The organism is Vibrio sp. LaRot3 (assembly GCF_027587025.1).
GTDB lineage: Bacteria > Pseudomonadota > Gammaproteobacteria > Enterobacterales > Vibrionaceae > Vibrio.
Map to the genome: position 1 here is coordinate 307,362 of NZ_JAPPTI010000002.1, position 13,627 is coordinate 320,988.

Annotated in this window: 13 protein-coding genes; 7 read left to right on the forward strand and 6 right to left on the reverse strand. The window is 45.2% G+C overall.

Annotation, left to right across the window (positions count from 1 at the left end):
- Positions 1-142 precede the first annotated feature (142 nt).
- The gene (locus OH461_RS08115; RefSeq protein ID WP_270020131.1) at positions 143-580 is read left to right on the forward strand and encodes a DUF3069 domain-containing protein; all 438 of its coding nucleotides are present in this window, start codon (positions 143-145) and stop codon (positions 578-580) included.
- Positions 581-644: 64 nt separating this feature from the next.
- On the opposite strand, the gene modC is transcribed toward OH461_RS08115, so the two are convergent.
- The 4 genes from modC to OH461_RS08135 are packed head-to-tail and all read right to left on the reverse strand — an operon-like array spanning position 645 to position 4,695.
- The gene (gene modC, locus OH461_RS08120; RefSeq protein WP_270020132.1) at positions 645-1,751 is read right to left on the reverse strand and encodes a molybdenum ABC transporter ATP-binding protein ModC; all 1,107 of its coding nucleotides are present in this window, start codon (positions 1,749-1,751) and stop codon (positions 645-647) included.
- Positions 1,748-2,464, reverse strand: a complete 717-nt coding sequence (gene modB / locus OH461_RS08125) for a molybdate ABC transporter permease subunit (protein WP_270020133.1) — start codon at positions 2,462-2,464, stop codon at positions 1,748-1,750. The genes modC and modB overlap by 4 nt, the downstream gene beginning before the upstream one ends.
- Positions 2,451-3,194, reverse strand: a complete 744-nt coding sequence (gene modA / locus OH461_RS08130) for a molybdate ABC transporter substrate-binding protein (RefSeq protein ID WP_270020134.1) — start codon at positions 3,192-3,194, stop codon at positions 2,451-2,453. The genes modB and modA overlap by 14 nt, the downstream gene beginning before the upstream one ends.
- Positions 3,195-3,216: 22 nt before the next feature.
- Positions 3,217-4,695 (reverse strand): cobyric acid synthase, encoded by a 1,479-nt coding sequence (locus OH461_RS08135; protein ID WP_270020135.1) that lies wholly within the window; start codon positions 4,693-4,695, stop codon positions 3,217-3,219.
- 189 nt (positions 4,696-4,884) lie between these two features.
- Here OH461_RS08135 and OH461_RS08140 point away from each other — a divergent pair, with 189 nt between their 5' ends.
- The 3 genes from OH461_RS08140 (at position 4,885) to OH461_RS08150 (ending at position 7,936) form a co-directional block, all read left to right on the forward strand.
- Positions 4,885-5,250, forward strand: a complete 366-nt coding sequence (locus OH461_RS08140) for a YgiW/YdeI family stress tolerance OB fold protein (RefSeq protein WP_270020136.1) — start codon at positions 4,885-4,887, stop codon at positions 5,248-5,250.
- A 78-nt stretch (positions 5,251-5,328) separates the two neighbouring features.
- Positions 5,329-5,850 carry a hypothetical protein gene (locus OH461_RS08145; RefSeq protein WP_443088449.1) on the forward strand — a complete coding sequence of 174 codons (522 nt, stop codon included), beginning with the start codon at positions 5,329-5,331 and terminating at the stop codon, positions 5,848-5,850.
- Between the two features lie 205 nt (positions 5,851-6,055).
- The gene (locus tag OH461_RS08150) at positions 6,056-7,936 is read left to right on the forward strand and encodes a methyl-accepting chemotaxis protein (RefSeq protein ID WP_270020137.1); all 1,881 of its coding nucleotides are present in this window, start codon (positions 6,056-6,058) and stop codon (positions 7,934-7,936) included.
- 87 nt (positions 7,937-8,023) lie between these two features.
- Here OH461_RS08150 and cra read toward each other — a convergent pair whose 3' ends face one another.
- Positions 8,024-9,001 carry a catabolite repressor/activator gene (gene cra, locus OH461_RS08155; RefSeq protein WP_270020138.1) on the reverse strand — a complete coding sequence of 326 codons (978 nt, stop codon included), beginning with the start codon at positions 8,999-9,001 and terminating at the stop codon, positions 8,024-8,026.
- A gap of 227 nt (positions 9,002-9,228) precedes the next feature.
- On the opposite strand from cra, the gene fruB reads away from it, so the two are divergent.
- Genes fruB through fruA form a run of 3 tightly spaced genes read left to right on the forward strand, consistent with a single transcriptional unit; the run spans position 9,229 to position 13,060 of the window.
- Positions 9,229-10,365, forward strand: a complete 1,137-nt coding sequence (fruB, locus tag OH461_RS08160) for a fused PTS fructose transporter subunit IIA/HPr protein (protein ID WP_270020139.1) — start codon at positions 9,229-9,231, stop codon at positions 10,363-10,365.
- A 10-nt stretch (positions 10,366-10,375) separates the two neighbouring features.
- Positions 10,376-11,326 (forward strand): 1-phosphofructokinase, encoded by a 951-nt coding sequence (gene pfkB, locus OH461_RS08165; protein ID WP_270020140.1) that lies wholly within the window; start codon positions 10,376-10,378, stop codon positions 11,324-11,326.
- Positions 11,327-11,341: 15 nt separating this feature from the next.
- Positions 11,342-13,060, forward strand: coding sequence for a PTS fructose transporter subunit IIBC (gene fruA / locus OH461_RS08170; protein WP_270020141.1), 1,719 nt, complete (start codon positions 11,342-11,344; stop codon positions 13,058-13,060).
- A 67-nt stretch (positions 13,061-13,127) separates the two neighbouring features.
- Here fruA and OH461_RS08175 read toward each other — a convergent pair whose 3' ends face one another.
- The gene (locus OH461_RS08175) at positions 13,128-13,427 is read right to left on the reverse strand and encodes a hypothetical protein (protein WP_270020142.1); all 300 of its coding nucleotides are present in this window, start codon (positions 13,425-13,427) and stop codon (positions 13,128-13,130) included.
- Positions 13,428-13,627: the final 200 nt, after the last annotated feature.

Sequence of the window (13,627 nt, forward strand, 5' to 3'; positions counted from 1 at the left end):
TTTGCAAAATGAGTCCCTTATACGCTTATAAATCAGCTGTTTAATAAGCATACTCTAGGTTATGCAATTCCTCCACTGAGGTTGACATTTTACGTAGAAAAATTAGGATATCGCGCTTACAACAAGTAAAGAGATCGAGACAATGTCTGACCAAACTCAAACAGAAAAACAACCAATTGATTTAGCGACAGTTTCTGCAGAACTTCGCCAAGTTATCGAATTCGATGGCGTGCCTGAAGCAATGTACGAAATGGTAACGTCAATCCATGAAGTGTCAGAAGAAGCGGTTCGCGAAGCATGGGATGAGCTTCCTAAAAGTGCGCAGAACGTTCTTGATAACTTTGAACAGTTTCATGCACTGATCTCTGTAAGCCAGTCTTTCGCAGGCATTAACGTAATGGAAGAGTTCCCTACGTTAAACCTTCCTCAAGACATGACTGATGAGCAAAAAGAGCAGTACCGTGCTGAACTGCTAGACCAAGTTCTACACAACTGTGTTAAAGACATGGTTAAACAGCTTAAAAAAGCTCGCCGTGACCCAATTCTAAAGCGCGACTTTACTGAAGTATTTGCTAAGTAATCCGCGCTTCAAGAAATACAAAATGCCGCTTTTCGCGGCATTTTTTGTTTTCAACTGAACGCTTTTAATAGGACAACGCAATATCTCGTTGCGTGACACTCACACCTTTGATTTGCGCATAAACACTCATGCCAACGTGCAGTTCAAGTTCATCCCTCGCCCATGCGGTGATCGTCGCCCATAAGTAACAATGGTTAGCTAACTGAAGTTTCACCGATACGCTTTGTCTATTTTGACCAAAGTGAAACGTTTCAATATCAACGATGGTGGCGTGTAATACGTTACGAATCGACGTTCTTTGTGGCTTATCGAGGATTAGAGAAACATCGTTAGAACGCACTTGCAGTCTAACTTTACTATTCACTGGTGCTTCTACTTTTTGCACCCATAGCATCACGCTCTCAGCCAGTTCTAATCCTGACAGTGCATACTCTTCGATTTGATCAACTAAAGTCGCCTCAAAAAGAGAACTTTGGTCTGAAAATGATTGCCACGGTCGCATGGCGTTAGATGCCCATACATCTTCAATTGAACCGCTGACTTTGACTTGCCCTTGCTCGATGACGACTAGGTGTTGGGCTAGCCTGACGATCTCGTTCAAACTGTGCGTCACGTACAAAATTGGAATATTCACCGTGTTTGCTAGATGCTCTAAGAACGGTAAGACTTCGCGTTTTCGCGGTAAATCAAGAGACGCTAGAGGCTCATCCATTAATAAAACATCCGGCTTGGAAAGCAAAGCACGACCAATCGCGACTCGTTGCTTCTCACCGCCCGATAACTCGTCTGGGTAGCGTTGCAACAGTGGCTCTAGCGCAAGTAACGATATCACTTGCGAAAAGTATTGCTCATCTTTCTCCACCACACCATAAAGCAAGTTACCTTGTACTTTATAGTGGGGAAACAAGCGCGCTTCTTGAAAGACGTAGCCGACTTTCCGTTGCCGCGTGGGTAAGTTCACGCCTTGATTAGAGCAATACAGAAGATGGTCATTGACACGCACAATGCCACTTTCGGGAGTGCTTAGGCCGGCAACCACATTGATCAATGAGGTTTTTCCCGCCCCAGAGCGGCCAAAAATAGCCGTGATGCCACTAGAAGGAAGCGTAACATCAATATTAAATGAACTGTCACCAAGGGTTTGCTGATATTGAATCTCAATCTGACTCATTGGCGAGCTCCCAATCGACGAGTAACTCGGCGAGCCATCCATTCAGATGCCAACAGGGAGCTAAGCGCTATCACAATGGAAATAATACAAAGCCTTGCTGCTTCTAGCTCAGAGCCCGGCGTTTCAATAAAGCTGTACATTGCGAGCGGAATCGTCTGTGTTTCACCCGGAATATTAGAAACAAAGCTTATGGTCGCCCCAAATTCACCGAGACTGCGGGCAAACGCAAGCATAATACCGCTAATGATGCCGGGAATCGTCAAAGGTAAGGTAATAGTGATGAAAATACGTAGCGGTGACGCGCCAAGCGTAGCTGCGGCTTGTTCCAGCTTTTGATCAACGCTTTCCAAGCTTAAGCGAATCGCTCTAACCATCAGGGGTAAGGCAACAACAATGCATGCCAGTACTGCGCCCTTCCAATTAAAAGCAAAGACAATCCCGAAATAGTCATATAGCCAAGCGCCCAATAAGCCTTGTCTTCCCATCATGATTAGCAGTAAATAGCCGATCACGACAGGGGGAAGCACCAAAGGCAAATGGATCACGCTATCGAGCAAAGATTTACCCGGAAAGTTTTTCCTCGCTAGCAACCACGCAAGGGCTACGCCAATCGGCAACAACCACACAATGGCATAGAAAGAGACTTTTAAGCTTAGTAATAACGCTTGAATTTCGTATTCAGAAAGCAATGAACCGCCCTTATTTGAATCCATATTCAGCAAAAACGTGCTGAGCATCTTCACTTAAAAGATAGGCAACAAACTCATCAGTTGCCGCACTGTGCTTAATAGTAACCAGCGGGTATTCAATAGCTTGATGAGTTTGATCGGCAAAAGTGTGTATTGCCTCAACCCCATCTGACTGTTTTGCGTCGGTCGCGTAAACAATGGCGAGAGGAACTTCTTGTCGTTCGAGTAGAGTGAGTGCCACACGCACGTTGTTGGTCGGTGCGAGGTGCGAGCTGACCGCTTGCCAAACACCTAAAGCTTGCAAAGCTTGCTTGGCATAAATACCTGCTGGCACTGCGTTGGTTTGCCCAACGGCCAAGCGCTGATCTTTAAGAATGTTGAGCCAATCGTTGGTACTACTCACATCGATAGAAACTGGATTGTTTTTGTTGTTAGCTAGCACGAGTTGGTTGCGCGCGATGATTTGAACATCCGACTGTTGGGCGATCTCTTGCTTTACAAGATGATCAACCCAACGATTATTGGCCGACAAATAAACATCAGCAGGTGCGCCACGCTCGATTTGGCGAGCTAAGGAAGATGACCCACCATAAACCGGAACCACGCTAACATCGCTACCCTCATAACGATCAATAAGATCATTAACCACATTGGTTAACGAAGACGCAGCGTAAACACGAATCGTCTGCTGCGCGTAAAGTGGTGTGGCTATCAACAAGCAAGCAGCCGCACATATAAGGCGAGTCATTTTCATTATTAGCACTCTATCGTAATGGTTATTTTGTCGCAGAGTTTTGCTTTAATTCTGGCCAAAGCAGGTCCAGATTCAAGTGTTGTTCAATAGCATCAGCAATACGATTGATCGCCTTCTCTTGGTTTGCGTGATGGTCGACTATCGCGATCCCTTGTTGCCCCATCCATTCACATAGCAAGCTAAGTGCATCTGGTGTATCAAAAATGCCGTGTAAATACGTACCGAAAATTTGCCCGCATTCACTAACAGCACCATCAAGAGCGCCGGTGTCTAGTTCAATCGGTTGTTTATGATTGACGTCACTCACGCCAACATGGATCTCATACCCTTTTACTTGGCTTGTTTGACCGTTAAGGTTTAATGTACCTTGAACATTATTCAGCGCTTTATGTTCAGTGAGCTGAGTTGTGATGTCGAGGTAACCTAAGCCCTCACTACTACCCGGCTGACCTTCAACGCCAAGTGGGTCATCTATGAGTTTACCCAACATTTGATAACCGCCACAGATTCCCATCAATTTACCACCGAAACGAAGATGACGGGCAATGTCTCTATCCCAACCTTGACTGCGCAAGTATTCAAGATCAGCGCGTACCGATTTTGATCCCGGCAAAATAATCACGTCTGCACCTTGTAACGACTCACCTTTGCCCACATAACGCAAATCAATATCAGGGTTTTGGCGCAGAGCATCAAAATCGGTGTGGTTGCTAATTCGCGTAAAGACAAGCACTGCCACTACAAGTTTCGCTTCGCCTTGTTGTGTCTGTTCGCTGTTGATAGCGTCTTCCGCTTCTAGATCAAAGCCATGTAAGTACGGCAATACACCGATAACTGGCTTACCCGTTTTTTCTTCTAACCAATCTAAGCCCGATTGCAGCAACGCAATGTCACCTCTAAAACGGTTTATGACAAAGCCTGCTACACGGTTTTGCTCCGATTCAGACAACAAAGCTAATGTGCCATATAGATGGGCAAATACCCCACCGCGGTCGATATCTGCCACTATGATGACTGGAACATCGGCTTTTTCGGCAAAACCCATGTTAGCAATATCGTTTTTACGTAGATTAATTTCCGCTGGGCTACCCGCTCCTTCAATCATGACCGATTCATAATCATTTTGTAGCTTGGCAAACGAATCCATTACCGTATTCATGGCAACCAGTTTGTAATCGTGATAGCTGGTGGCTTCCATGTTCGTTACCGCACGACCTTGCAAGATCACTTGTGCACCCGTATCAGAGTTAGGTTTTAGCAATACTGGATTCATATGTACTGAAGGCTCAATATTACACGCAGCAGCTTGTACCGCTTGCGCTCGGCCTATTTCACCACCATCGCGAGTGACCGAGCTGTTGAGAGCCATATTTTGCGGCTTAAACGGCGCTACAGAGACACCTTTGCGGGCTAACACACGACATAATCCAGCCACTAGAACGCTCTTTCCTGCGTCTGAAGTAGTGCCTTGTACCATTAATGCTTTGAATGCGGGTTGCATAATTTTGACTAACTTTATGAGAATCCTTGATATTCAAGCGATGATAGCGTGTTTAGGTATCTAACGCCATGCACGCCCCTGATAATAATGTTGATAATGAACCAAATATGAACGGTTCGCTCAGCAAGGGTTCACAACCACTGTTGTTTAATAGCAACATCAAAACAGAACAATGATAAAGGAATCATTATGAAAAAATTGATGCTTGCAACTGCACTCACTCTAGCACCGACGATTGCGATGGCGAATGGTCACAGCAACCAACAACAATCAATTCAGTACCAAGGCCCAGTAGACATCACATCAGTAGCAACACTTTTGCAAGATACTGGCATGTTTACTAAAAAAGACGTGGTTGTTGAAGGCTTCCTTGTTAAGCAAATCAACCAAGAAGCTTACGTGTTTAGTGATGGTAACGCTGAAATCCGTGTTGAGCTTGACGATGATATTCGCCTCAACCAAGCAATTAATGCGACAACGCGCTTACGTCTATATGGCGAATACGAGGGCGGCTCTACCCCTGAAATCGACGTAGACAACCTTCAAGTACTGTAAATCTCGCGGGTTTATCAGTAAACTAACGTGGCCTGCTTATTGCAGGTCATTTTAGTTATAGATGTTGGCCGGAGATCCATTTTGAAAAAGCGAATCCTAGCAGGCGCATTGAGTACCCTTGCAATAGCACCTCAAGCGTTTGGTAATAACTTTAATTACAACTACTTAGAGTTCCGCACAGCAATTGACCCTACCTTTTCAGGCGTCGAATTTAGTAGTTTACTGATGGAGAACGTCCATTTTGTTGCCCGTGCAGACAGCCAATTTTCCGGCGATGTCGACTTAGCTGCAGGTGTTGGCTTTAACGGCCCTATCAATCAATTTGCAGACGTTTTTGGCCAAGCTTTGTTTCACAGCTCGACATTCCCTGACGAAATGAACCGCGATCGCCAAAATGCGGCAGAAATAAATATTGGTTTGCGCGTATGGCTAGCCGATCAAATTGAAGCGACAACGCGTGTTGGTCGCCTTGATGAACATTCTGTTTTCCATGCAGGTCTGCGTTTCCATTCCACTGATCAGCTTTCACTATCAGCAGAAACTCGTAACTACGGTTTATACGGCCCACAAATTTCAATGTCAGTACGTTTTCAGTACTAAGACCGATAGTTATATATACTGCCAATTACTTTTTTGGCAGTTTATCCCCCTACTAATTCGTATAAGTTATATCCAGAACTGTTTTATTTTATAAAGTAAAAAAAAACATGAATCTAGATCTAACAATTGCAAAATGTAACGAGTCAAAATACTGAACCACTGCTATTCTCCGCGCGCTCAAACAGACATAGGGGAAAAGTTGTATATGTCAGCGTTATCAATAAAAAACAAACTTACTTTGGCTTTTGTCTTGGCGATCCTTGTCATGACAGCGGCGCAAACTTTCATCACAGGTCGCCAGATGCTGAGTGAAACCAAGCGTTCAATTACTCAATATGGTACGACGTTAGTTGACGGCCATATTGCTGCAATGGATAAATGGATTGACTCAAAAGTGGCTATTCTACAAGCGGCATCAAATTCTTTTACCTATAGCAGTAATCCGCAGTCTTACCTTGCACAAAGCTCGACTGCTGGTGAATTTCAAATTGTATATGCTGGGCTTTCCGATGGCCGATTTGTACAAGGGGTTGATCTCCCCGTTCCAGAGGGCTTTGATCCACGTACTCGCAGTTGGTATCAGCAAGCAGAACGTAGTGACAATGTAACGATTACCACACCCTACTTCGATGCAGGTACAGGAAAACTAGTCGTCACCATCGCGCAACCATTCAGTACACAACTGCAAACTGGCGTTCTGGGGGCTGATGTCGTCATTGATGATCTGGTGTCTGATGTGGTTAGCCTCGATGAGCAGGGTGTTGTCTCTTTCTTAGTAAACAGTCAGGGTAAGATCGTTGCTCATAAGGATGCCTCACTCACTCTCAAAGATCTCAGCGTGATTTCAGGCGACCTAAATATGGCTCTGATTGAACGTTTATCGAATAAGGTCGAGCTGGAAGAAACCTCGATTTCTGGTGTCGCCTCCCTGCTTACTACGCGCAGTGTGCCCAATACAGATTGGTATTTAGCGCTCGTGATTGACAAAGAACACGCATTTCAAGCCCATCGTCAGCTAGTCAAAGACTCTGCGATTATGAGTGTGTTGCAAGTGGTGATGATTGCCTTGATCTCATTGTTCATTATCAAAAAAGCGTTAGCGCCACTGGGCACATTATCAAGTTCCATCGAAGATTTGTCGGCGGGTAACGGTGACCTAACCAAGCGTATCGAAGTTAAGTCTCAAGATGAGATTGGCATTTTGGCAACTCACGTGAATGCCTTCATTGCGAAGCTACAAGAGATGGTCGGTGATATTTCCAATTCATCCCATAGCCTTGACGAGCAATCAAAGGTTAGCACCAAAGTAGCTCGTAAAATCAGCGATGAACTGCAAGTTCAGCTCAATGAAGTATCGCAAATTGCAACAGCGGTACATGAAATGTCAGCAACGGCTGAAGAAGTTGCCAACAATGCAAAAACGACCGCTGATTCTGCAATTGCATCGACTGACCATTGTAACAATGGCAAGCAAGTGATCGTTCGTAACCAAGAGTCTATCACTAACCTCGCAATTCAAGTTGAAAATGCGGCCAAGGTGATTGGAGAGCTCGAGCGCAACGCACTTGATATTAACACCATCCTTTCGACCATTAGCGATATTGCAGAGCAAACCAACTTACTGGCACTCAATGCAGCTATTGAAGCGGCGCGAGCTGGAGAACAAGGCCGTGGCTTTGCTGTGGTTGCCGATGAAGTTCGAGTTCTATCCCAGCGCACACATAGCTCTACAGAAGAAATTCGCCAAATGATCGAAAGCTTGCAGAAAAACAGCGTTGAAGCCGTAGAATCAATGCAACAAAGCCAACAATTAGCGGCTTCAAGTGTGGAAGATGCCAATGACGCCACAGCAGCATTGGAGCAGATCGCGGTTTCAATTCAGCAAATTTCTGACATGGCATCGCAAATTTCAAACGCAGCCAGTGAGCAACGCACTGTAACCGAAGAAGTCAGCATGAACATTCAGCAAGCTAATGACGTCTCTAACCGTTTATCTGATCAAGCGGATAGCTCTCGCGCATTGTCTGAAGATTTACGCGGCATCGCCAAGCGACTGCATAAACAAGTGCAAATGTTTAAACACTAATATGAGTTAAGCTCAAAAACCAAAACAGCGCTGATAGTTAATCTACCAGCGCTGTTTTTTTGTCCGCATCAATAACCAAGGAGCGGACTATCGAACAACAATCTTACGCGGCACTAACTCTATGCCGGCTTCATAACGCTTAGCCGCGCCATTCAATGCTAACGCCAATGCACTATCTGCGATCAGCTCAAATTGTTGCTGCATTGAATTAATCTTGATGGGCAAAAAGTCCAGCAGTCGGTTATCACCAAAGGTCGCTAATTTCACTTTTGCCATCAGTTGAGGTTGCTCTAATAAGACATCCAACACCCCTTCAAGCAAGGTGTAAGATGTGGTGATGATAGCCTGAGGTAAATCATCTTCGCTTACCCACTGCTGAAACAGGCGGCGACCTTCTTCGCGGTTAAAGTGTTCACCGTACGTGGATATCATCTCAATCTTTTTTTCTGTCGCTACGGACTTAACGCCCAGTTCACGCTCTTTAGAAACGTTAAGTTCAGGCAATGCGCCAATCAGTCCCACCTTGGTGACATTGTCACTTATAACTGAATCCGCAAGCTCATAAGCACCGCCAAAATCTTCACTTATGACACAACAAAACAACTCATCGTCTAAGGCTCGGTCGATCGCGACCACAGGTGTTCCTTTCTGTTGCAAAGTAAAATAGAACTCGTTGGCATCAGTAAGGCAACTTGCCACAAACAATGCATCTATTTTCCGGCTAACCAATGCCGATACGACCGCTTGCTCAGTGTCTGGGTCGTCATCAGAGCAAGCAATAAGAATCTGGTAGCCCGCTTTACGAGAATTCTGCTCAAGCAACTTTGCCAAACGCGCGTAACTGGTGTTTTCTAAATCGGGAATCACCAAACCAAACGATCGGCTCGACCCAACACGCAAAGAGCTCGCAGCTAAATCTGGTCGATAGTTATACTGCTCGACCACTGCCATCACTTTTTTCTGTGTCTTTTCGCTAATGCGATATTTTTGCGCCTTACCATTGATTACATAACTCGCCGTCGTTTTGGACACTCCGGCCAGTTTTGCTATTTCATCTAGTGTCATATCTGCTCGTGCTTTCTGTGCATTCGATCAAAGTTTATGAACTATGATCATTGGAATGTTTGCATTATAGACTGAACCGATTCAGCATTAAAGCTGAAAGGATTCAGCAAACATCAGCAACATCACAGTTTTGTCTATTTTAGACCTCTGTTACGGTTTGCTGAATTTTTTTAAACTTTAGCTGAACCGATTCAGCTAAATATATAATCATAATATTCGAGGCTAATATGCTTACATTAACCACGACAGACATTTCGCTTGCTCAAACGCATACCGATAAGTTATCTGCCATTGACTATCTTGCTCAGCAGCTTACTCAACGCGGATTCGTTGAATCAGAATACGTACAAGGCATGAAAAACCGCGAAGCGCAAAACTCCACCTTTCTTGGTAATGGTATTGCAATTCCACATGGCACTACAGACACTCGTCACCTTGTGAAAAATACTGGCGTTGCCATTGCGCATTTTCCTAATGGCATTGATTGGGGAGATGGCAATCGAGTTTATCTTGCGATTGGCATTGCAGCGAAAAGCGACGAGCACTTAGGCATACTGAAGCAACTGACCAAAGTGCTTTCTGCGGATGGTGTTGAACAAGCGCTAAAAAACGCAAAAACCGAGCAAGAGATAATCTCTCTGCTCGAAGGGAACACACAACTAAGCATCAACTTCGATGCCTCACTTGTTCAACTAGACTTTCCTGCTAGCGATATGGTGCAAATGACTGCGGTAGCGGCCGGGCTGTTAAAAAACAGTGGCTGTGCAAATAGTGAGTTAGTCGCCGATTTTGTATCGCAATCCCCTACCCACATAGGCGAAGGCGTCTGGCTAGCATCGTCAAGCAAAGGCGTTTCACAAAGTGGTATGTCATTTGTGACGACAGCAAACCAATGCCGCTACAAACAACAAGAGGTACGTACATTAATTGGCTTTGCTGCTTGCAATGGTGCTCATCACTCTCAGCTAAAAACCATTACAGAAATGCTCGGTAATGGTGATATTCGCAAATTAAACACTCTTAATATCGAGCAACTACTGGCGTTGTTTGGCTACTCAACCCCCGAAGAGAGCCAACTAACAGAGAGCAGCAATAGCCAAACCTTCACCATCAAAAACGCACATGGTTTACATGCAAGACCGGGCGCAATGTTAGTGGCTTGCGCTAAGAAATTTGATGCGTCCATCTCAGTAAGAAACCTTGATACTGAAAGCCAACCGGTCAATGCCAAAAGCCTCATGAAAGTCATCGCGCTTGGCGTGAAACATGGCCACAAGCTCGAGTTCTCTGCTGATGGACATGATGCACAAGTCGCACTAGAAGCCATTGGTCAAGCCATCCAATCTGGCCTAGGTGAAGGGTAAGGAAATCGCTATGACCAACAAAGTTGTCACCATTACATTAAACCCTGCGCTGGATTTGACAGGTCACCTAGATCAACTAAACCTTGGTAGCGTAAGCCTCGTCGAGCAAAGCGATCTGCATGCTGCGGGCAAAGGCGTAAACGTCGCAAAAGTGCTGTCTGATTTAGGTGCAGAAGTCACTGTAACGGGTTTTCTAGGCCAAGATAACCAAGAAATGTTCTGCCAGCTCTTTGCCGAAATGGGCGCAGATGATCAATTTGTTCGAGTGGCTGGCTCGACGCGCATTAACGTTAAATTAGTAGAAAAAAGTGGCGTAGTAAACGACATCAACTTCCCTGGCGTTACCGTTAATCAATCAGATATAGAGCAGTTTGAATCGACACTTGATGCTTTGTGCGAGCAACACGACTACTTCGTATTTGCTGGTAGCTTGCCAAACGGCATTACACCTGAGCTAGCGGCATCGTGGGTATCTCGTTTACAGCAGCAAGGTAAAAAAGTGCTATTTGACTCTAGCCGTGCAGCGCTTAAAGCCGGCATCAACGCAAAACCTTGGCTAATTAAACCCAATGATGAAGAACTGGCAGAGCTAGTCAATCAACCGCTCGATTCTCAACTTGCATGCCAAACCGCCGCTGAATCTTTAGTCGCCGTAGGCATAGAGAACATTGTGGTCTCTATGGGCGCAGAGGGTGTGCTTTGGCTCAATCAGGACGAATGGCTACACGCTCAACCACCAAAAATGTCCGTAGTTAGCACCGTAGGCGCAGGCGATACGCTAGTCGCAGGTCTTTGCTACGGACACATGAAACAGATGCCTAAACAACAACTCATCAGCTTTGCTACCGCTCTTTCTGCCCTAGCCGTCAGCCAAATTGGTGTCGGCGTGGAAAGTGTTGAGCAAGTTGAATCATTACAACAACAAGTACATATCAATCCAATTTCGTCGTTTAACGAATAATAAAAGGTCGTCATTATGAAAATCGCGATTATTACCGCTTGTCCAAGTGGCGTTGCTAACAGCACTATCGCCGCCGGGTTACTGGAAAAATCCGCCATTAAAAACGGACACACTGCTTTTGTAGAAGCGCAGTCAAGTGTTATCCCTCATTCGCCGCTTACGGCTGAGCAAATCGAGCAATCTGATGTGGTGATCATTGCTGCCAGTACAGAAATTGATGATGCGCGCTTTGTAGGTAAACAAGTTTACCGCGTTGATATTCCCCAAGTTCTCGCTAATGCCGATAACGTAATTAAAACGTCACGTGTTAAAGCAACACTACTGAAGCAAAGTAGTTCACCTACAGCAATTGCCGCTGGCAGCTCACTGGCAAGCGCAAAACGCATTGTTGCAATTACCGCTTGCCCTACCGGTGTTGCGCATACATTTATGGCGGCAGAAGCGCTAGAAGAGCACGCGACCGCTATGGGCCACCAGATCAAAGTGGAAACACGCGGCTCTGTAGGTGCTAAAAACCAGTTAAGCGCTCAGGATATTGCACAAGCCGATCTTGTGATCATCGCTGCTGATATTGAAGTACCGTTGGAGCGTTTTAATGGTAAGCGCCTATACAAAACCAGCACGGGTCTTGCGCTTAAGAAGACTCAGCAAGAGATCACTCAAGCGTTTGAACACGCGAGTGTGTTCAATGCTAGCACATCCGAATCTCAACCTGCGTCTGAAGAGAAGAAAGGCGTTTATAAACACTTAATGACCGGTGTTTCACATATGCTGCCAGTTGTGGTGGCAGGTGGTTTGATCATCGCGCTCTCTTTCGTATTTGGTATCAAAGCGTTTGAACAAGAAGGCACATTAGCTTCTGCACTAATGACAATCGGTGGTGGTTCCGCGTTTGCGTTAATGATTCCTGTGCTTGCGGGCTTTATCGCTTTCTCTATCGCTGATCGCCCTGGTCTAGCGCCGGGTCTCATTGGTGGTATGTTAGCCAGTTCGACAGGTGCAGGGTTCTTAGGTGGTATCGCGGCTGGCTTTATCGCCGGTTACAGCGCGAAACTCATCGCTGATAAAGTGCAATTACCACAATCGATGGAAGCACTGAAACCGATTTTAATTATCCCGTTTATTGCGAGCTTGTTTACTGGTCTTGTGATGATTTACATCGTTGGCGGCCCAGTTGCAGGCATCATGGCATCGATGACCGAGTTCCTAAACAACATGGGATCTGCCAACGCGGTACTGCTGGGTGTCGTTCTTGGTGCAATGATGTGCTTCGACTTAGGTGGCCCAATCAACAAAGCCGCTTATACATTTGGTGTAGGCCTACTTGCTTCACAAACTTACGCGCCAATGGCAGCAATCATGGCGGCAGGTATGGTACCAGCGTTGGGCATGGGCTTGGCGACTTTCCTTGCTAAAGATAAGTTCGAGAAAGGTGAGCAAGAAGCAGGTAAAGCTTCTTTCGTTCTAGGCCTTTGCTTTATCTCTGAAGGTGCGATTCCATTTGCAGCGAAAGATCCAATGCGCGTGATTCCTGCCTGTATGGTCGGCGGTGCATTGACTGGTGCACTTTCAATGCTTGTCGGCGCGAAGCTGATGGCCCCACATGGCGGTTTGTTCGTATTATTGATTCCAAACGCGATTACACCAGTATTCATGTACTTGGTAGCAATTGCCGCAGGTACTGCTGTTACGGGCCTTAGCTATGCTTTCCTAAAGCAACGTTCACAGAAATAAACACTGATTAATAGAAACTAAAAAGCACCTCAAATGAGGTGCTTTTTTTATTCATCAAACGCTTCGATTAGTTATCAATGCGAATCGCTTGACGGTCAACGTAAACGTTGTTGCCTGTTTTCAACTCAACTTCAACGTAGCCAAGTTTCGGGAATTTTTTAACCAATTCACCACGACGTTTGCGATCAGTTACCTTACAACCGTCAGGTAGGTTTACCAAATTAGTGCGGTCTTTACGCTTCATGAATGCGTTCATTGCACTTTGAGAATGACAGAACACACGTTTCTTCTCAATAACTACATCAACGTTAGCCATCGCTGAAAAAGAAAATGATAGACCTAAAACAACTAATGCTAATTTCTTCATTTTTAAACCCTATTTATTTGGTATGCCGTTCCAATATATCAAAACAAAATTATAAAGAACAGCGTTTCTTTTAAATTAGGCCTAATTTTGCACAAAACTGGAACTAATCCTCCACCTCATTTTGGTGCAACACGCACTAGCGTTGCACAAGATTGCGACAATGGTTGCTATTCCCTACTCCAAATGTTTATAAAAACCAG